Raw genomic sequence first — 21,702 nt, 5'->3', positions numbered from 1 at the left:
AAAAGGATATGAAAAAGATAAAGTGTTTAATTTTGATTGCAACAGTAGCAGCATTAGCAGGCTGTAGTAATCAGATGAGTGAAAAAACAGAGGAATTAGGTGCAAATGGAGAAACCACTGTTAAGGAAACTACGGTAGATATAATTCAACAAAAAGATATTAATGAAACACCAATTGTGGATGATGAGGCTGTGTATTCATATGATGATCCAAGCAGTATTATTTGCTTTTATGTTACAGTTCGAAAGGGAGCAACGGGGACAGATACTGACCATTCTTTTAGTGAGGTCAATAGCGTTTCGAAATTCGTGGATAATGAACATGCATATAATGAAGTAAAAGCTGAGGCACTGGTTCAAGTGGGGGATGAGAGTGGACCATTGGAACAAATGCTTGGATATGGACTAAGTAATACCAATGCAACAATTGAAATTAGAGGAAATTCTACTTCTACAGCAGTGCAAAAGTCATATACATTAAAATTATTTGATCATGCAGGTTTGTGGAGATCACAAAGAAAGATTGCGTTAGTAAAAAGTGTAGCGGATTCTACCAGAATGCGTAATAAACTGTATTTTGATTTGTTAAGAGAGGTACCAGATTTGCCGTCTCTTCGTACCCAATTTGTCAGACTTTTCGTCAAGGATGAGACGTCAGGTGCGAAAGCTTTTGAGGATTATGGACTTTTTACACAGGTTGAAACACCCAATAAGAAATATCTTAAAAATCATGGTTTAGACAGCTCGGGATATTTATATAAGGCCAGAAGCTTTAATTTTGAATTAAATGATAAGATTAAGAATTTCGATGATCCGGATTTTGATTTGGAAAAGTTTGAAACCGTGTTTACTTGTAACGGCAAGGAAGATAACACCAGATTAATAGAAATGATTCAGGCAGTAGATGATACTACAAAAGATATTGATACTGTAATTGATACTTATTTTGACAGAGATAATTATTTGACATGGCTGGCTTATAATATACTGATGGGAAATGTTGATACAACGATGCAAAATTTTTACCTTTATTCTCCCTTAAATGGAAATAAGTGGTATTTCATTCCCTGGGATGGAGATGGAAGCCTTATGAATTATGAATATGAGTTGAAAGATATTCATTATGCCGCAGATTGGGAAAAGGGCATGTCTACCTATTGGAGTGTAATACTGCATAAAAGGTTTTTAAGTATTCAGAATAATCGCGATCAGTTGACTGAAAAAATTGAGTTGCTAAAGAATCAGTATCTGACAAGAGAAAAGGTAACAAGTCTTGTAGATACCTATAACAATGCAATTAACCAATATGTAACCAGTATGCCGGATATTTTATATTTGTCAATAACTCCGCAACAAAGGGCAGACATTGTAAACAAGTTGTATGATAATATTGAAACAAATTATAAGAGCTATTATGACACTTTAGAAGGACTGATGCCGTTTTTCCTTGGAACTCCGGTTATAAACGACAACAACGTACAGTTTTCTTGGGATGAAAGCTATGATATGCAAGGTGAACTGGTAGATTATACGTTCTTCTTGAGTTCGACTCCTGATTTCAATAATATAATCTATACAGAGGATAATATCAGATCATTTTCTGCAGTAGTTTCCGGATTAAAGGCAGGTAAATATTATTGGAAAGTAATTGCCAGCACAGAGGATGGAAGAAATACCTGTGCTTTTGATAAAACCATAATAGATGGAAATTACTATGATGGAGTGGGAAGTTTGGTGGTAGAGTGAGTGCAGCATATCGACATGAATTAAAATATATTATTTATGATTATCAGTATGAGGAGCTTAAAAGTGTTTTAAACGCAATGCTAGATCAGGATAAGCATTCGAAATTAAATGGACAGTATTTAATAAGAAGTCTTTATTTCGATGATTTGATTCATAGCGCTTATAACCAAAGAGAGGACGGTTATTATGTTCGGAAGAAGTACCGAATCAGAATATATGATTATTCCGACAGTCTTATTAATTTGGAGTGTAAACATAAGAGGGAATCGTACATATTTAAGGAAAGCTTAAAGCTATCAAAGGAAGAGTATCACAGTTTGTTAAATGATGATTTAAATTTTCTGCTGGATAAAAATCATAATATGGCAAAGGATTTTTATATTGATTCAAAAACGAATCTTATAAAGCCGGCAGTCATTGTTGATTATGAGAGAGAGGCCTATGTCTATGATGTAGGGACAGTAAGAATCACATTTGATAAAAACGTCAGGGCAGCATATAAAAGTGATGATATTTTTAACAAAGAAATTCCTACTTATTTTGTTTTAAAACCGAATATGATGATTTTAGAAATAAAATTCACAGATATTTTGCCGGAACAAATTAGAAGAATTTTTAAAGTAAGGAATTACACTCAGACTGCGGCATCAAAATATTGTATGTGTGTGGATAAAATGAGGGAATTTACTATTTAGCATGCTCATGTTGTAAAGCGGATTGCAAACATTCGCTTTGACCATAATGAATAATAATATAAGAGTGGTTTAACTCAAGGAAGGTAAGGCATAATAATGATAATGGCAGTAAGTACACAGGATGTAATTAAAAATTCTATATTAAAGTTGGTTCCACAAACAATTGATCCGTTGTCTCTTGTGATATCAATGATAGTTGCAGTATTGATTGGAGGAGGAATATTTTTAGCATACAAAAAAAGCTTTACGGGGGTGGTTTATGACCATTCCTTTAACACATCGCTGGTTATTATGACAATATTAGTAACAATTATTATAGTAACAATCAGTTCAAATATAACATTATCGCTAGGTATGGTTGGTGCATTAAGTATAGTAAGATATCGAACAGCGGTGAAGAATCCGCTCGATTTAATGTTCATGTTTTGGTCAATTACAGAGGGAATTGTAATCGGGGCAGGGTATTATTATATAGCAGTTGTATGCTTTATAGTTGTAACGATAGCTTTCATTTTACTTAAGAGAATTAAGGATGGAGATAAGACTTTTGTTTTAGTTGTAAATTATAAAAATGAGCAAAAGACAGATGAGGAAGTAAGAAAAACAGTTATTAAAAATAATTTTAAGCTTCGCTCCAAAATAGTAAAAAATGACATAACAGAGCTTACTTTAGAGCTTGTAATGAAAACAGAGAATACAAATATAACCAATGAATTGTCTCATATAGAAGGGGTAAATGGTGTAACATTAGTTCACTATAGAGGAAATTATGAACTATAAAAAGTTATCTATTATAATATTTATAGTGGGAATTATTATCCTGACAGGTACAGTTATTTTTGTGAAGTACTATAATAAGAAGTTAGAAATAGATATTACACAAGGGAAAAAGCCAGTCACAAATCCATTAAAGGGTTGGGCAGTATGGGGTGAAAATACAAGCTATAAGCAAGATGTTACGCTAGCTTATGTTTCAATCAATTGGAGTGATTTGGAGAAAGAAAAGGGTGTGTACGATTTCGAGACGATTGAAGAAAATTTTAACTTTGAATACTGGAAGAGTAAAAATGTCAGATTCGTGATACGCTTTGTATGTGATTATCCGGAAGACGAAGAAGGAAATATGTCAATTCCGCAATGGTTGTATGATGAAATAAATGGGGATGGACAAAATTATAATAATAATTACGGAATTGGTTTTGCACCAAATTATTCTAATGAAATTTTTATTGCGGAGCATAAAAGGGCTATTAAGGCGCTTGCTGATAGATATAATGATGACCCTTATATTGCTTATATTCAGCTTGGCAGTGTTGGCCATTGGGGTGAATGGCATGTAAATTACGGAAAAGGCATTTATATGCTTCCCAAAGCTAATATTTTGGATCAATATGTACAGCCTTATATTGATTACTTTACAAATAAGATGTTATCCGTCAGAAGACCAACTGTTATTGCCGGTGAGAATCATTTTGGCTTATTTAATGATGTGTTTGGAGATCAGGATGAGACAGATATTTGGTTGGGATGGATTGCAGATGGATATACTTCTTCGCAAACAGAAGAAGAGATACCGGGAATGCCTAAGTTTTGGGAAAATGCAGTTTCAGGTGGTGAAATTTCCTCTAATAATCCGTTGGAATACTATATGGGTGAGAACTTTGAGGAAACCTATCAGCAACTTTTAGCATGTCATACCACATATTTGGGCCCAAAAGCTCCTTATCTTTTTGAAAAAGACAGTGAATACCAAGACAATTTGGATCAAATGACTTCTTCCATGGGATATTGTTTTACCATTAATAAAGTGGTCATTGAGAATCTAAATAAGAAAAAGGACTTAAATGTTACAATAAGTTGGGAAAACATAGGAGTGGCACCGATTTATCAAAATTGGCCGATTTGTTTGTCCATTGTTGGCATGGATGGGAAAGAATACGCCAAGGAAACGATTGAATCCAATATGACAAAATGGGTGTCAGGTACTTATGATGTAAGCTATACAATGAAAAATACCAGTGAACTTTCAAAGGGTGATTATAAGCTTTTGGTATCTATATCAGATCCCATTACAAAAGAGCCGGGTATTGCGCTGGCATTGGATGATAAGGAAAGTGACTTGGTTTATAATATAGGTCAATTTAGTAAATAAAAAGAATTAAAGAGCGTGTGATTTATAGTTAACAGGTAACAGACTATGAAACAGTTTATAAAGAAACACATTCTTAAATTCCTGATTCAGGCATAAAAGTGCAAATAAATCATAATATAGTAATAATCAATATAGTTGGAGTAATGCCATGAAGAAGCTTAAGATATGGGCGATGGTTATTATATTATTATTTACTTATACTATATGTCCAATCAAACAAACTTATGCCACTGAATTAGATACAGCACAAAATGAAGCAACAGAGGCAGAAAAAACGAAAGCAGAAGAATCACAAAATGAAGAAGGAGCAGAAACAACAGATAATACAGCATTATTTGATAGTGCAGGTGTTATGGTTTCAGCTCCTTCTGCAATCTTAATGGAAGCATCAACTGGAACCATAATATATGAAAAGGATTCCAAAGAACAATTAAGACCTGCCAGTATCACTAAAATTATGACCTTGATTCTAATCTTTGATGCTCTTGATGCAGGAAAAATTTCGTTAGATGACACTGTGACAGTATCAGAATATGCTGCCAGTATGGGAGGTTCTCAGGTGTTCTTAGAGCCGGGAGAAGAACAGACTGTGGATACAATGATTAAATGTATTGCGGTTGCAAGTGCTAACGATGCGTGCGTAGCAATGGCAGAATACATATGCGGCAGCGAAACAGAATTTGTCAACCAAATGAATGAAAGAGCTCAAGGGCTTGGTATGACAAATACACACTTTGCAAATTGTAATGGACTAGATACAGATGGACATGTGACTAGTGCGTATGATGTTGCATTAATGTCGCGCGAACTAATTGTAAAATATCCACAGATACATGATTATTCAACCATATGGATGGAAAACATTACACATGTTACGAAAAAAGGTTCTTCGGAATTTGGATTAACGAATACAAACAAACTAATTAAACAGTACGAATATGCTACGGGACTCAAAACAGGTTCAACAAGTTTGGCAAAGTACTGTGTATCGGCAACAGCCAAGAAAAATGATATCGAATTAATCGCAGTTATTATGGCAGCGCCGGATTATAAAATTCGTTTTCAGGATGCGACAACCTTGCTAAACTTTGGATATGGAAAATGTCAGGTTTATTCTGATGATAATCAGGAGACATTACCACAAATATCCGTAAAAAAAGGAATTGAAAGAACGGTATCTTGCGAATATGAAAACACGTTTAAGTATCTTGATGTAACTGGCGCAGATTTATCAGCGGTTGAAAAAGAAATGCAATTAGCAAATAGTGCTAACGCACCGATTACTAAGGGAGATCTGGCAGGCAAGATGATCTATAAATTAAATGGAAAAGAAATAGGGTATACGAAAATACTTTATACAGACTCAGTAGATGAGGCTGTATATATGGATTATTTTATGAGGACTGTTAAGTTATTTACACTATAGATGAGCTAATGTATAAAATATGACAAATATTGACATCGAAAAATGTTTCTGATAGAATAGACAAATGCAGGTTTATTGATATAAGAGGAGGAAGTTATGAAGAAACAAAAGACAAGGGTATTATGTTTTATAATGCTTTTAGTAATTGCAATAACAGGCTGTGGAAAGGATTCTGAATTTACAGTAGGTAAATGGAACGGTAATACTTTTGAAAACAGTTGGCTTAATATGAAATTTGAGATTCCAGATGATTGGAACATTGCATCTACAGAAGAAATCAATGAGATAGTAGGGGCGGGAGCAGAGGCACTGGATCTGAATGGAACGAGTGCAGAACAAATCAAAAAGGCGGCTGAATTAAAAACAGTTTATTCCTTTATGGTTAGTGATTCAACAAGTACTATGAATGCACAATTGATTTATGAGAATCTGGCTTTATCAATTGGAGGAACAAAATTTACAGAAGAAGAATATTTGGATCAGATATCAGAAATGTTGCTTCAGCAGGAGTCTTATCAATATGAGCAGACGGATAAAGGCTCTGTGGAAATTGCTGGTAAGACATTTCAAAAGATTCAGTTTTCAGCTTTTGATGGAGTAATGTATCAAGAATATTATAGTTATAAAATGGATAAGTTTATGGTTTCTTTAATTATTAGTTATACTCCAGAGCAGGAAGCCCTAAGAAATGATTTTATAAATAACATAAGTACATTAAAATAATAAATTTACGATAAGATAAATGAGATATATAATAAATTTGCATATCAAGTAATAAATAAAGTACGAAAGGGTGCTGGCTATGAAGCCGGTGCCTTTTTGAATCTGATCATATTTTACATATTAGATGAAATAACAAATGATTATTTCCTCTATACTTTTTGCACTATAGACAGAAATTGCATCTGTATGGTATTATTGTTAAGCGGTGAAAATAAGAATTGTTGTCTATGTTAATGTAATGAGTACATAGATAAAGCGAAAATGTTTAGGGAGCAATTATGTCAAAATATATTTTTATTATATTAATTGTTTTAGCCATCCTGTTTATACGGATTTATTATGAGAATAGAGTATTTAAGCTTACAAGCTATGAACTGAAATCGGATAAATTAAATGGACTGAAAGAGGATATAAGAATAGTTGTTTTAGCTGATTTACACAATCATGTGTATGGTAAAGAAAATGATACTTTAATAAGAGCAATAGAAAAAGTGAAACCTGACCTGATTTTAGTTGCAGGAGATTTAATTGTTGCAAAACCGGGCAGTGAAATGGAGACGGCTATTTCACTTTTGAAGAATTTAGCAGACAAGTACGAAATCTATTATGGAATCGGAAATCATGAATATCGTCTAAAGATTTATCCAGAACAATATGGAGATATGTATGAAAAATATATAGGTGAGTTGACGAAAGCAAAGATCCATATTATGGATAATAAATGCAAAAGAATAAAAATTAAAGATACAATTCTTAATATTTATGGCATTGAAATAGAGAAAGAATATTATAAAAGGTTTGTTACCACTAAAATGACCGTACAATATATAAAATCATTAATTGGTAATTCTAATGAGAAAGAATACAATATATTGATAGCTCATAATCCAAAGTATTTTAAGACCTATGCAAAATGGGGAGCAGATTTGATCCTTTCAGGTCATATTCATGGAGGCTTGGTTTCACTTCCCTTTTTGGGTGGTGTCGCATCTCCTCAAGTGGAATTTTTTCCAGAATATGATGCAGGATTGTTTGAGGAAAATGATAAGAGGATGATTTTAAGCAGAGGTCTTGGAACACATACCATTAATGTTCGTCTAAATAATCAGGCAGAATTGATTCATGTCGTATTAAAGAGATCAAAATAACAAATCATTACTTGAAATAATTTACATTTGTTTGTAAAATAATAAGATGAGATTCTTCGAAAAGGAATGATAAAATGGGTATACCGGTTAAATTGCAAGCGTTTGAAGGTCCACTGGACTTACTGTTACATTTGATTGACAAAAATAAAGTTAATATATATGATATTCCTATTGTTGAGATTACGAAACAGTACCTGGAATATATACAGCAGATGGACAAGGAAGACTTAAATATTATGAGTGAATTTCTTGTCATGGCGGCTACTCTAATAGACATTAAATCCAGAATGCTTTTACCAAGAGAAATCAATGAGAATGGTGAAGAGGAAGATCCAAGAAAAGAATTAGTAGAGAAGTTAATTGAATATAAAATGTATAAATATATGTCATATGAACTTAGGGATAGACAGGTGGATGCTGAAAAAGCCTTATTTAAAAAGCCTACATTGCCAAAGGAAGTTGAGGATTATTGTGAGCCCATAAACGTAGAAGAATTATTGAATGGTTTATCATTGACAAAACTTCATACGATATTTAAATCGATTATAAAGAAACAAGAGAATAAAATTGATCCAATCAGGAGTCAGTTTGGAAAAATAGAAAAAGAAGAAGTAAACCTTTCAGACAAGATTGTATATATTAAAGAATACGCTTATAGAAATAAGAAATTCAGTTTTCGGGGTCTATTAGAGGCGCAGTGTGGTAAGATGGAAATTATCGTTACTTTTTTAGCAGTATTGGAGCTTATGAAAACAGGAATGATTTCCATATCACAAGATCATATATTTGACGATATATTGATAACTGCAATAGAAGCAGCATAAGTACAAAGAGAGGTTACATAGTGGAGATTTTGAAATTGGAAGCAATTATAGAAGCAATATTATTTACAATGGGGGATTGTGTGGAGCTTAGCAAAATTGCCGCCGCCATTGAGCATGATGAAGAAACGACGAAAAAGATAATACATAATATGATGGATCGATATGAGTCTGAGGAGCGTGGAATTCAAATTTTAGAATTGGAAAATTCGTTTCAATTGTGTACCAAAAGAGAAATGTATGAATATCTGATTCGAATTGCAAAGCAGCCCAAAAAACATATTTTATCAGAGGTTTTATTAGAAACACTTTCTATCATAGCCTATAAACAGCCAATCACTAAACTTGAAATTGAAAAAATAAGAGGAGTGAAATGTGACCATGCAGTGAATAAGCTCGTGGAATATAATTTGGTATGTGAAGTGGGTCGGCTGGATGCACCTGGAAGACCGTTATTATTTGCTACAACACAAGAGTTTCTTAGATGCTTTGGAGTACAGTCAATCGAAGATCTGCCAATGGTTAATCAGGAACAATTTGAGGATTTTAAAGCAGAAGCAGAGGAAGAGGTTCAGCTTAGACTGGACATTTAGCGGCAGATTACTCGTTAAGTGTATCTGCTGTTTTTGTATCATAGAAGATTCTTTAAAATTCTTATAGAGTATCTAGTGGAACGTTCATGATGCCATGAGATATTATTACTATGTACATTACCTTGAATTGAAATTATTTCATGAAATATTTATAAAAATTATAATAAACATTGAGAATTTTTTAAAAATATTGCATAATGTATATAGGGAAGTGACGCAAAAGGGTTGGGAGGTATGACAAATGAGCAATATATTAGTAATGGGACCAATTTATACAGAAACAACAGTTAAAGTTTCCAGTATTCCATTGCCTGATAATAAGATTATTGATAGTAGCTTTGGTGTTATTACAAGTTTTTCAGGTCATGGCTATAATATTTCAAGGGCATTGACAAAGCTGGGTGATACAGTGAATTTCCTTTCCTTTTCTGGTAAGGATGCCATGCAGTTAATGCTTCAGGAAAAGCTTAAAAAGGAAGGAATATCGTTAGAATATGTTATTCCTGCTCTTGATGCAACGCCACATACAATTGTTCTATATTCTGATGAGAACACACGACAAATCATTAATGATTTAAAAGGGAGCAACGGCATAGAATATGATTCAGTCATGTTTGATAAAGCAATCAATGATTGTGATATTGCAGTTTTTTGTAATTCCAATTATGCCATACCATATTTAAAAAAGGCAAAGGAATTAGGAAAGCAGATTATATCAGATGTTCAAACGATCAAAAATATAGATGATGAGCAAAATAAGGAATTTATGCAGTATGCAGATATTCTATGCTTTAGTCATACCTATATTAAGGAACCTTATGAAGACTTCATTAAACAAATTGAATCGGAGTATGGTAATGATATAATTATAATGGGTATGGCAGAAAAAGGAACCATGATGTATGTCAAGAAAGATGATTTCATAGGTTTTTTTCCAACTGTACGAACGAGAAAAATAGTAAATACTTTAGGAGCGGGAGATTCGCAATTATCAGCTTTCGCGCATTTTTATAGGAAAACAGGAAATCCATACTATTCATTGAAAGCAGCAATTTTATTTGCATCCTATAAAATTGGAAATGCCTGTGCTGCACATGGCTTTTTGTCAGAGGAGCAGGTTGAAGTATTTTATAACACCATTTGGAAATAGAAGACAAGAGAATAAATAGTAGTTGCTAAGGATGGATTCAGAAGAATGCATCCTTTTTTCTTACTAGGAAATCTTAGGGGAAGCACATCATTAAATTTTAAATTTTTTCAAAAAACACTTGCAAAACTTTTAAAAATATGGGATTTTATTATAGAACGAATTTTTTGTAAAAGGATATGGAGGAAGTTCAGGATGAAAAAAGTAGTTAAGTTTGGTGGAAGTTCATTGGCCAGTGCTGATCAGTTTAAAAAGGTTGCAGATATTATTCATGCAGATCAAGACAGAAGGTATGTTATTCCATCTGCCCCTGGTAAACGTTTTACAGCAGATACAAAGGTTACAGATATGCTTTATGATTGCTATAATACTGTAGTAGAAAATAAGCCTTTTGAAGATAAGCTTGCGAATATTAAAGCGCGTTATGATGAAATTATAAAAGGACTGAACTTAAAGCTATCTTTAGATAAAGAATTTGAAATAATTAAAAACGAATTTGTATCAAATGCCGGAAGTGATTATGCAGCTTCACGCGGAGAATATTTAAACGGTATCATTATGGCTAATTATTTAGGATATGAGTTTATTGATTCTGCTGAGGTCATTTTTTTCGATGAAAACGGCGGTTTTGATACAGATAAAACAAATCAAATACTTTCTAAGAGACTGGCTTCAATAGAAAGAGCAGTTGTGCCAGGCTTCTATGGTTCCCGGCCGGATGGAAAAGTGAAGACATTTTCACGGGGAGGCTCTGATATCACAGGTTCGATCGTAGCAAAAGCAGTGCATGCGGATCTTTATGAAAATTGGACGGATGTATCAGGCTTCTTAATTGCAGATCCAAGAATTATTGAATCAGCAGAAACAATTGAAACAATTACCTATCGAGAACTTAGAGAACTTTCTTACATGGGGGCAACTGTACTGCATGAAGATGCTATTTTTCCGGTCAGAAAAGAAGGCATACCGATAAATATTAAAAATACAAATGCTCCAGACGATTTTGGAACTATGATTGTTGAAAGCACATGTCGTCAGCCTAAGTATACAATTACAGGAGTTGCAGGTAAAAAGGGATTTGTAGCTATTAATATAGAAAAAGATATGATGAATTCAGAAATTGGTTTTGGAAGAAAGGTACTTGAGGCATTTGAAAAACATAACATATCTTTTGAGCACGTTCCTTCAGGAATTGATACCATGACTGTTTTTGTTCATCAGCCGGAATTCGAGGGAAAAGAGCAGTTAGTGTTAGCTGATATACATCGACTGGCTGCACCAGATTCAGTGGATTTAGAAACTGATTTGGCATTAATTGCAGTAGTAGGCCGTGGAATGAGAGCAACAAGAGGAACGGCAGGAAGAATCTTCGCTGCACTTGCACATGCTAATATTAATGTTAAGATGATTGATCAGGGATCGAGCGAGTTAAATATCATTATTGGTGTTAAAAATAGTGATTTTGAAGCAGCGATAAAAGCAATTTATGATATATTTGTTTTAGTTCAGCTATAGTGATAAGGAAACAGTGATATCAAACTTTAAATAAATGATTAAAAGCAGTTTTTCCAATTGTAAAATCGTCTTTGGGAAAGGCTGCTTTTATGGTCACAAACCTTTCAAAGCATTTATTGAAAACTTCCTATAGAACTAAATCAGCATAGATTAAACCAAGTCCTTTTAATCCTTTTGCAAGAATATCAGCAAAAGCAATTGCACCATTGTACTGCAAATGAGCGTTGTCAGCCAATCCGTCCGGATAAGCAGCATATTGACCCGGTTTTAGATTCATATACCAATTCTTTGATATAGAAAGATCTGTATGAAGCAAAAGCTGTCTGCTATGCTCACAAAGGTCAATGCAAGGTATCTGCATTTCTTGAGACAATTCAATCATTGCATCCGGATAATTAAAATGAACTTTGTGTTTTAAAACACCATTTTCATCAAGAAAGCGGCAATATAATGGTGTAATTAAGACCGGATAAGCTCCTTTTTCCAAAGCCACATTCACCATTTGAGAAAGATTTGATTTGTAATCCTCAAAAGGTAACGTATGTCTCATTGGATCATCATTCCAATCATTGTGACCAAATTCTATGAAAAAGAAATCTCTGTCTCTGATTTCCAAACGAATCGTTTCTAGCCGCCCCTCCTTAATAAAGTTCTTCGTGCTTTTAGCATTTTCTGCATGATTTATAATAGTAACATCTGGTTTTAAATACCAACGAAGACCTTGTGCAATACCGGTACGAGGATAAGTATCAATAAAATTATCCTTTACCGTTGAATCGCCTGCCCAAAAAATTCTTTTTATCATAAATACCTCCCATGTATGAGTGAACTTTTTCGTGAATAATATATTTATCATACATAATATGGACTAATTATTCAATACTGCCAAAAAAATTCTTTGTACTATATTTAGCTTTCTTTTTTTGTATAATTTAGATATAATAAATTGCGTGTGCAGTGAAAAATTGTAAACTTGCATAAGGGATAGGGGATTTTGGTTATGATAGAGAGAATAAAAAACATACAATATAAAAACAGAATACTTTGGTATTTATTGGTTGTTGTATTTGCTCCCATTATTATATTGGGAATTTTTTCTTATTCTACCTATGTGACTGAAGTTACAAAGAATGTTAATTTATCAACAGAGGCAACTGCCAATCAGATTAAAAACAGAACAGACAGTGTTTTAATTAATATAAAAAAGGATTATCTTGAAAATGAAGAATCAGATGAGATACAATGGCTTTTAAATACCGATATTAAATATTCTGACTACTCAGAGCTTGTAAATGCAACGGATGTGTTGGATGGTTCTACCTATCTTTCTGAGTACATAGATGGTTATACTTTCATTAATTTCCATACAGGCTGGGTATTAAGTAACCGAGGATTGTATGATTACGCGCGTGTTGAGAATCAAGGGGATATTGAACTTTTATATCAATATAAAGCAGATACCTTAATTCGTAATTTTTGGCTGAACCAGATCGGAAAGAGTCAAATTACAAAGTTAAGCAGGGAAATGGTTAATCTTAATAACTTATCTTTTATATGTAGATTACCCGCAAACAGCAAAGATCCTTATGCACTGATGATTGTTAATATTAAACAGTCTAAATTACAGGAAATAATAAGCGATAATTTGGGAGAGAATGATATTACCGTAATTGATGAAGACGGAAATTTGGTTTATACAACGAATGATGATGTATACCATTATTATGAAGAAAATGAAGATAAATTTAACAGTCATGATCTTCAGTCAATTAAGCTAAAAGATGGAAAAGCTTACAACATTGCAATAGCAGATTCAGATGAATTGGCGTGGAAATATATCGTTAGCTATGATGTTGACAAAATTAGGGCTGCCGCGGATAAAATACTATCCTTTTCAATTGTCATGTTTACTATTGTTATTATGGGTTTTGTTATGTCAATATTGGCAACCAGAAAAATCTATAAGCCGGTTTCAAGTTTGACTGATCATATTCATGAATTAGAAAATGAGGAAAAATCCAAGAGGCGGGAAAATGAATTTGAATACATAGCTAAAAGCATTGATAACTTGGTAGGAAAGAATACAGCTTTAGAAAAGCTAATAGAAAGCCAGCAGGGACAGTTGACCGAATTATTCCAATTACGATTAATAAAAAGTGAAATTAAACAGGATCAGTTAGAGTATTATTTAAGCAGGCTAAAATTAAGCCGACAAAAGTATCTGAGCGTCATTTCAATCAACATAAGGTCGCAGGATGCCTTTGAAGAATATGATGAAGCAAGACAGGATGCTGTTCGAATTGGTGTAGTTGAAAATCTTCCAAAGGATATTCTGGCTCAGTTATTTATGCCAGCAATATGCAATGCCAAAACGATTACAATGGCAGTAACCCAGAAACAGGAATCTTTATTGGAAGAAAATATTATGAGAGTATACGAGCGTATATCCACTTTTGTATTTGAACAATATAACTTAAGAATAAATTTAGGAATAAGTAAATCATTTGAAGATTTACTAATGTATCGCACTGCTTATTATGAAAGCGTGGAAGCACTCAAAAATAGCGAAGTATTTAGCAGAGAACAGAAAATAGAGAACACAACAGATACTTCAAGTGGCGTCATGTTTTATTCCGATATTATGAATGCTGCAGATGGTTATATATACGATGTAGCACTCGAAAGAGAAATCAAGGAAGCAGTAGATTCCTGTGACAAGGAGAGAGCATTTTACATAATAGATGAATTTATAGAGGAACTGGTCAATAAAAAGGTTTCCGCTAATGAATGCTCCTTTTATATGCATCGCTTTATGATTTCTATCATATTGATAGCAAGCAATGCCGGCTTAATTATTAATGATGTGTTTGGAAATGAAGTGGATAATATCTTTTTAAGCTTTAATCAGATATATGATTTAAACAAAATGACTAGCTTTTATAAATACAAAATTGTTACCCCAATTATTAAAGAGCTTAGTAACTACAGAACAAGTAGGACATCTGAAATCATGACACATGTTCAAAGGCTGATTGAGGAAACAAAAGGAGATATTTCACTTACAGAATGCGCTGAAAAGCTTAAATTTCATCCTAGCTATATATGGAAGATTATGAAACTAGAAAAAAATATCACGTTTACCGATTATGTTGCACAATACAAAATCAGTGAAGCAAAGATAATGCTTAAGGAGACTAATTTAACAATTGCTGAAATAGCATTGGCATTAAAATATACGAATACGCAAAACTTTATTCGATTTTTTAGCAAACACGTAGGTACTACACCGGGTAAATATAGGCAGGAATATAATAAGATGCTTTCCTAAAAAGCTTGTAATTTTTGAAAATTTAAAAACTTAAATATTATTAAAAAGTGATATCAAAAATAGAAATATCGCAAACTCTGTCGGTAAAAAGAGTTTGCGATATTTTTTGTTGACAACTTTGGTTACAGGCTAATGATAGTTTGTGGATTTGTGCTGCAGGGCATAATCATTTTATCTTTTGGGTTAATTGTATGGGAAAGACTATGATTATTTGAGGTAGTATATTGTGAAATAAGGGTGATTATCTTTCATATGGAATGCGAAATACAAGTAAAGTATATGAAATGATTATTGATGTAATATATCACGTATAGTATAGTTGCACTATAAACCGGTTGTAAAACAAAAAATGATATACAAAATATACAAAAGATTTACGAAAAATGTTAGGAGGTTAGATATGAATAAGGTAAGTGCAAAAGTGCAAGAACCTGTAACAAGTAAAGGTGAATTAGTAAAATATTTTAAGCAGCATAAATGGCTTTATTTTATGTTAATACCAGGAGTACTTTATTTTATAACATTTCGCTACATTCCAATGGGAGGAATCATTATTGCCTTTCAGCAGTATAGCCCTTTTACGGGAATTGCCCAAAGTAAATGGGTGGGGTTAACACATTTTAAAAATTTTTTTATAGGAACTGATTTTTGGATGCTTTTAAAAAATACACTGGGAATTTCCATATTAAGTATTATCTTTTATTTTCCTGCACCGATTTTTTTATCTTTATTACTAAATGAAATAAAGCATCAGAAGTATAAAAAATTGGTTCAGACATTTATTTATATTCCTCACTTCATTTCATGGGTTATTGTAGCCAGTCTTACATATACCTTGCTTAATATTAATGATGGTATTATAAATCAGCTCATAAAAGCTGTCTTTGGTCATACTGTTAATTTCTTGGGATTGCCGCAATATTTTAGAGGTTTAATTGTAGGGCAGAGTATTTGGAAGGAGACAGGCTATGGAACGATAATTTTCCTTGCAGCGTTATCAGGTGTTGACACACAGTTGTATGAAGCTGCCAGGGTTGATGGGGCAGGAAGATGGAGGCTGATGTGGCATATTACACTTCCAGCAATCAAAGGAACCATTATTATTATGCTGATACTTAAGGTTGGATCAATTTTAAATACGGGGTATGAACAAATATTTTTAATGCGTAATTCTTTAAACATTTCAACGGCTGAGGTGTTTGACACTTATATTTATCAAAAAGGTATTACAAATGCACAGTATTCTTATAGTACAGCATCTGGCTTGTTTAAGTCAGTAGTTGGAATGATTATGGTTCTTGGTGCTAACTGGATAGCGAAGAAATCAGGGGAATCGGGTATTTATTAGAGGAGGAATGAATGTGGCAGATATCATTAGTATAAGGCAAAAAAGCAACAGTAGAATCAAAGCCAGCACAGGTGAGCGTATTATTCAAGTGCTAATCTATGTAATTGCAGGCTTCATTGGCATTATCACAGTACTCCCTTTTTTATATGTTTTGGGAGGCTCTTTCGCAACAGAAAGAGAATTAACAGAAAAAGCATTTTTCATCATTCCAACCGAATTTTCAATAAATGCCTATCAATACATCATAAAGACGGGAGAAGTTTTTAAAGGACTTGGCAACTCAATGTTTTTGACTGTTGCAGGTACTTTAGTTCAGATGTTTTTCACAACTACTTTTGCCTATCCTTTGTCGAAAACACATTTTAAAGGTAGAAATATGGTACTAAATCTTGTTATTATAACCATGCTATTTTCAGGCGGTATGATACCAACCTTTTTATGGGTGAAGCAATTAGGCCTATATAATTCCTATTGGGCGCTGATATTGCTTGGTGCCATCAGTCCATTTAACATGATTATAGTAAAAAAGTTCTTTGAGGATTTACCAGGAGAGCTTGATGAAGCAGCCAGAATAGATGGGGCTAATGATTTAGAGGTATTTTACAAAATAGCGATACCACTGTCAAAGCCAGTGATTGCATCAATTTCCCTTTTTTATGCAGTTGGGCATTGGAATGATTATTTTAATGCAATGATTTATTTAAATGATCCAAATAAAGAAACGGTACAAATAGTTCTTAGGCGTATTGTTTTGCTTACAGGTAAAATTCAGGCAGAAATGATGGATTATAATTCGTTTGGAGTGCCGCCTGACAAAGCTGTTAAAATGGCAGCGACGGTTGTCGCGACAGTACCGATTCTTGTAATATATCCATTTGTTCAGAAGTATTTTGCACAGGGTGTTATGGTTGGAGCTGTGAAAGGCTAAAACTATTATGCTATAAATCAAAAATTAGGAGGATGAAGTATGAAATTAAAAAAGGTAACAGCGCTAATGCTTACATTTGCATTGGTAGTGGGAAGTTTTACGGGCTGCGGCGGTTCATCAGCAGGTGATTCAAAAGCAACAGATGCAAAAGCAACAGAGTCACAAACACAGGAGACAGAAACAGGTTCTACAGAAAAACAAAATATTACATTTATGACCTATGATTATGAGGGAAGTCCTGTATCCGGTGAACATTCTGAAGCAGTTATTCAGGAAATGGAGGATTTCACGAATACGCATGTTGACTTTACTTGGGTTCCGGATGATAACTATGAGGATAAATTAAGTTTAACATTAGCGTCAGCAGATGATATGCCAATGATTATATCAGTCAGTAAAATGTCAGCAGTTATTGTCGGTGCCGCAAAGGCAGGTGCATTCTGGGACTTAAATGATTATATTTATGACTCAGAAAAATATCCAAATCTGTCTCAGGCAAATGCTTCTGTAAACGAAGGTGTTACCATTGATGAGCAATTAATAGGAGTTTATAAAGCCAGACCAATTGGAAGATATGGAATGGGCTACCGTGCAGACTGGGCTGAAAAATTAGGTATTGACACACCTACCACCATTGAAGATGTATATAATATGATGTATCAGTTTACCTATGGAGATCCAGACGGTAATGGTGTTAATGATACTTACGGTTTAGCTTTATGTAAATACACAGGTCCATTTGATATTATTCAGACTTGGTTTGGTGTAGGAAACCAGTGGGTGGAACAAGAAGGAAAACTCGTTCCGATTTTTCAGACAGAGGAATATATGGAAGCGCTTAATTGGTTAAAGAAAATGTATGATGATGGTTTAGTATATGAGGACTGGGCAGTTCGTGATACAGCAACGTGGAGAGACAGTGTAAAAAATGGAGAGTGTGGTATTTTTATCGACGTTTTGGATGGTTCAAGAAACATTTGGGATTATTTTGTAAACAATAATATTACTTCGGTTGTTGATCCAAGTGTTCCAGCTTCTATGAATCTGATTGGAAGTATAGAAGGTAAGACATTAGCTACCTCTGGTAACAATGGATTCTTTGTTATTACGAAAGCGGCGGATACAGAAGAAAAACTTGAAGCATGTTTAAGCTACTTAGATAAAATGTGCTCAGATGAAATGATTACATTATCATCGTATGGTCTGGAAGGAATTCACTGGGAGCGTGACAGCGAGGGGTATTTAGCTGACTTGGACGCTGGTGACGAAGTTTCGGCAAAGGCATACGGGGCTTTGAATCAGACGATTGCATATATTCCGAATTTAAAGGCACTCAGTCCGACAATAAAAATGAATGAAAGACAGGAATTGGAAGAAAAGGTGAAGAAAGAAAATGAATCAGTAGCAGTATTTAATCCAGCAATCGCATATCTGAATAATTCCGATACTTATTCTTTAAGCGGCAGCACATTAGATAAGATTATTGATGATGCAAGAACGCAATATATCTGTGGGCAGATAGATGAAACAGGTCTAAAGACAGCTTGGGATAATTGGTTGGCACAAGGTGGTAACACTGTAATAGAAGAAGTAAATGCGCAATATACAGCAACCAAATAATAAAAAGTTAAGAATAAAGTGTGAGTTTTGCTCACACTTTATTCTAATACAAGCAAATTAAATAGAAAGAGGAAGTAATATGATAAGCAATTTAGAAGTAAAAAGCTTAGAAGATTCGTATGTTGTCATCGGATGGGAGAAAGACAGCACAGCGCAAAGCTATCGGGTATATTGGGCTGATAAAAATACACCAACCATGAAATTTAAATGTTTAACAGAAATTACAGATACGATATTCCGACTGGATAAATGCACTCATGTTCCACATTTTTTAAAAATAGCATCGGTAGTAAATGGTATGGAAGTGGATATATCAGAAGTAATTAAAACAGATATAAAAAAGGTATTTTATGAACAAAGAGAAAAGTTATCCAGAGGTTTAATCGCAGTGAAAACAAAAACTGGCATATTTCTTAGCTGGAGATTAATGCTAGAGGAGGTTAATGGCTATTGCAATACTGGACTGACAGGAGCCGATTTTATTGTATATAAAAATCATAAAAATATAGCATTTGTGACAGACAGTACGAATTTTCTTGATTTTGATGGAACAATTAATGATTCTTATCAGGTTGCGGCAGTGGTGAATGGAGTAGAGCAAGAAATCTCTAACGAAGTAAAAAGCTTTCAGTCAGGGGAAAATTATATTGATATTTTGCTCCACATACCAGAAGGTGGGAAAACGCCTGCCAATGAAGAATACCATTATAACGCAAATGATATGAGTATTGGAGATGTAGATGGTGACGGTGAGTATGAATATATTGTCAAATGGGATCCAAGCAATTCTCATGACGTATCCATAAAGGGATATACAGGAAATTGTTACATCGATTGCTATAAGCTTGACGGGACTATTTTGTGGCGTCTTGATATGGGGGCAAATATACGGGCAGGTGCACATTATACACAATTTATGGTATATGATTTTGATCATGATGGAAAAGCTGAAATGGCAGTAAAAACGGCACCGGGAACAAAAATGATAATTTATCATAAAGATGGATTCATTAAGAGTGAACATTATATTACAATGCCCAAAAGCGATTTGCAAAAAGGTTATAGTCATTTTGATCATTATGCTTGCAGTGCAGATGATTATTTTCAGCATATGGTTGAACTGTTTATGTCATGGCATCAACATAGCGAAGTATTAAAAGGTAACTGGCCAAAAACACTGGAGGAATGTTTTGGAATAGTAAAGAAATATTCCTATCCTTTATGCATAACAGATGCAAAGGAGTTGGTTGAATATTTCATTCATACATATGCAAAGGAAAGAAGCCCTCAAAACAGGCTTGATCAATTTGAAGGTTTTGTTTATGAAGGTCCCGAATATTTAACCATGTTTGCTGGTAGCGGAGAAGAAATAGAAACCATTCCTTTTCCATTTGAACGTGTTGATGATGGCTTGATGTGGGGAGATTATGCTATGAACCGAATAGAACCCTGCAACAGGGTTGACCGTTTTTTGTCGGGAGTGGCTTATTTAGATGGAGAAAGACCATATTTAATTATTTGCAGAGGTTACTATACTAGAGCAGCTATAGTTGCATATAGCTTTTTTAACAGAAAATTTGAAGAATACTTTCGGATTGATTCAGGCTTTGTACCAATGAGGAACCCATTTTGTGATAATCCGCATATGGGAATAGGAGCGGATAAAGTGTATGGAACTTTGGCAGGACAGGGAAATCACAGTTTATCCACCGCAGATGTGGATGGGGATGGATTTCAGGAAATTATTTATGGCGCTGCAGTTATTGACCATGATGGAAGTCTATTGTATAGTAGTTATGGATATTTACCGGATCATACTTATGTCAAGCTTGGACATGGAGATGCCATGCACGTAGCAAATATTGATCCAGATAAACCGGGACTTGAAATATTCAATGTGTTTGAAGGGGCTTCACAGGCTCCATACGGCTATGCCCTTAGAGATGCAGAATCTGGGGAAGTTATATTTGGGGAATATGCCGATAAAGATTTGGGGCGTTGCATGATTGGTGATATTAATCCAAATGTCAGAGGTTTGCAGGTATGGGTCAAGGAGGTATTCTCCTGCACAGGAGAAAGGCTTGAAGATTCCTTACTTGGAACCAATCAAAGTATTCGGTGGGCAGCCGATATGACAACACAAGTTCTTGACGGAGTTGATTTGTTTGGAACGCATAGAGGAGTCATAAACGATAACATTCATGGTGCAATGCTGATACCGGACAAAGTGGCAACCAATAATGGAACAAAAGGAAATCCTTGCTTGATTGCAGATGTGTTTGGTGATTTTAGGGAGGAATTATTAATTCGTAAAGCAGATAACAGTGCAATCCGTATTTATACTAATACGGACATTACAACACATAAGCTATTTACTTTAATGCATGATATTCAATACCGTACAAGTGTTGCATGGCAGAATAATTGTTACAATCAGCCGGGGTATACAAAGTTTTATTATGCCTCTGATATGGAATGGGAGTATGTGTTACCACAGTTTATTAAATAGGAGG

General features: G+C 34.1%; 17 protein-coding genes. 16 read left to right on the top strand and 1 reads right to left on the bottom strand.

The features are described from left to right. Positions 1-8: 8 nt before the first annotated feature. From C8E03_RS04080 to C8E03_RS04030, 11 genes are all read left to right on the top strand, one after another. Complete coding sequence (locus tag C8E03_RS04080) at positions 9-1,745, top strand: CotH kinase family protein (RefSeq protein WP_110290339.1); 1,737 nt, start codon at positions 9-11, stop codon at positions 1,743-1,745. After that, the gene (locus tag C8E03_RS04075; protein ID WP_110290338.1) at positions 1,742-2,440 is read left to right on the top strand and encodes a polyphosphate polymerase domain-containing protein; all 699 of its coding nucleotides are present in this window, start codon (positions 1,742-1,744) and stop codon (positions 2,438-2,440) included. The genes C8E03_RS04080 and C8E03_RS04075 overlap by 4 nt, the downstream gene beginning before the upstream one ends. Before the next feature lie 96 nt (positions 2,441-2,536). Next, complete coding sequence (locus tag C8E03_RS04070) at positions 2,537-3,220, top strand: MgtC/SapB family protein (RefSeq protein WP_094377880.1); 684 nt, start codon at positions 2,537-2,539, stop codon at positions 3,218-3,220. Further along, complete coding sequence (locus C8E03_RS04065) at positions 3,210-4,592, top strand: DUF4832 domain-containing protein (RefSeq protein WP_094377881.1); 1,383 nt, start codon at positions 3,210-3,212, stop codon at positions 4,590-4,592. The genes C8E03_RS04070 and C8E03_RS04065 overlap by 11 nt, the downstream gene beginning before the upstream one ends. A 148-nt stretch (positions 4,593-4,740) precedes the next feature. After that, the gene (locus C8E03_RS04060) at positions 4,741-6,018 is read left to right on the top strand and encodes a D-alanyl-D-alanine carboxypeptidase family protein (protein ID WP_094377882.1); all 1,278 of its coding nucleotides are present in this window, start codon (positions 4,741-4,743) and stop codon (positions 6,016-6,018) included. Between the two features lie 96 nt (positions 6,019-6,114). Beyond that, entirely contained in the window at positions 6,115-6,741 is a 627-nt protein-coding gene (locus tag C8E03_RS04055; RefSeq protein WP_094377883.1) for a hypothetical protein, read from the top strand. A 278-nt stretch (positions 6,742-7,019) separates the two neighbouring features. Then, positions 7,020-7,889 (top strand): metallophosphoesterase, encoded by an 870-nt coding sequence (locus C8E03_RS04050; RefSeq protein WP_110290337.1) that lies wholly within the window; start codon positions 7,020-7,022, stop codon positions 7,887-7,889. A 74-nt stretch (positions 7,890-7,963) separates the two neighbouring features. Continuing rightward, complete coding sequence (locus tag C8E03_RS04045; protein ID WP_094377885.1) at positions 7,964-8,713, top strand: segregation and condensation protein A; 750 nt, start codon at positions 7,964-7,966, stop codon at positions 8,711-8,713. 20 nt (positions 8,714-8,733) lie between these two features. Beyond that, positions 8,734-9,303 (top strand): SMC-Scp complex subunit ScpB, encoded by a 570-nt coding sequence (gene scpB, locus C8E03_RS04040; RefSeq protein ID WP_094377886.1) that lies wholly within the window; start codon positions 8,734-8,736, stop codon positions 9,301-9,303. A gap of 241 nt (positions 9,304-9,544) precedes the next feature. Then, entirely contained in the window at positions 9,545-10,453 is a 909-nt protein-coding gene (locus C8E03_RS04035) for a carbohydrate kinase family protein (RefSeq protein ID WP_110290336.1), read from the top strand. Positions 10,454-10,645: 192 nt separating this feature from the next. Further along, positions 10,646-11,965, top strand: coding sequence for an aspartate kinase (locus C8E03_RS04030; RefSeq protein ID WP_110290335.1), 1,320 nt, complete (start codon positions 10,646-10,648; stop codon positions 11,963-11,965). Between the two features lie 127 nt (positions 11,966-12,092). Here C8E03_RS04030 and C8E03_RS04025 read toward each other — a convergent pair whose 3' ends face one another. Beyond that, complete coding sequence (locus tag C8E03_RS04025) at positions 12,093-12,770, bottom strand: rhamnogalacturonan acetylesterase (RefSeq protein ID WP_094377889.1); 678 nt, start codon at positions 12,768-12,770, stop codon at positions 12,093-12,095. 195 nt (positions 12,771-12,965) lie between these two features. Here C8E03_RS04025 and C8E03_RS04020 point away from each other — a divergent pair, with 195 nt between their 5' ends. The 5 genes from C8E03_RS04020 (at position 12,966) to C8E03_RS04000 (ending at position 21,698) form a co-directional block, all read left to right on the top strand. Further along, the gene (locus tag C8E03_RS04020; RefSeq protein WP_094377890.1) at positions 12,966-15,293 is read left to right on the top strand and encodes a helix-turn-helix domain-containing protein; all 2,328 of its coding nucleotides are present in this window, start codon (positions 12,966-12,968) and stop codon (positions 15,291-15,293) included. 400 nt (positions 15,294-15,693) lie between these two features. Further along, positions 15,694-16,641, top strand: a complete 948-nt coding sequence (locus C8E03_RS04015) for an ABC transporter permease (protein WP_094377891.1) — start codon at positions 15,694-15,696, stop codon at positions 16,639-16,641. 13 nt (positions 16,642-16,654) lie between these two features. After that, the gene (locus C8E03_RS04010; protein WP_242993364.1) at positions 16,655-17,569 is read left to right on the top strand and encodes a carbohydrate ABC transporter permease; all 915 of its coding nucleotides are present in this window, start codon (positions 16,655-16,657) and stop codon (positions 17,567-17,569) included. Between the two features lie 39 nt (positions 17,570-17,608). Then, on the top strand, positions 17,609-19,189 hold the full coding sequence (locus C8E03_RS04005; protein ID WP_094377893.1) for an extracellular solute-binding protein: 1,581 nt from the start codon (positions 17,609-17,611) through the stop codon (positions 19,187-19,189). 79 nt (positions 19,190-19,268) lie between these two features. Next, positions 19,269-21,698, top strand: coding sequence for a rhamnogalacturonan lyase (locus C8E03_RS04000; protein WP_170122885.1), 2,430 nt, complete (start codon positions 19,269-19,271; stop codon positions 21,696-21,698). The last annotated feature ends 4 nt before the right edge of the window (positions 21,699-21,702 follow it).

The organism is Lachnotalea glycerini (assembly GCF_003201285.1).
Lineage (GTDB): Bacteria > Bacillota > Clostridia > Lachnospirales > Lachnospiraceae > Lachnotalea > Lachnotalea glycerini.
This window is presented reverse-complemented; position numbering and strand designations above follow the sequence as displayed.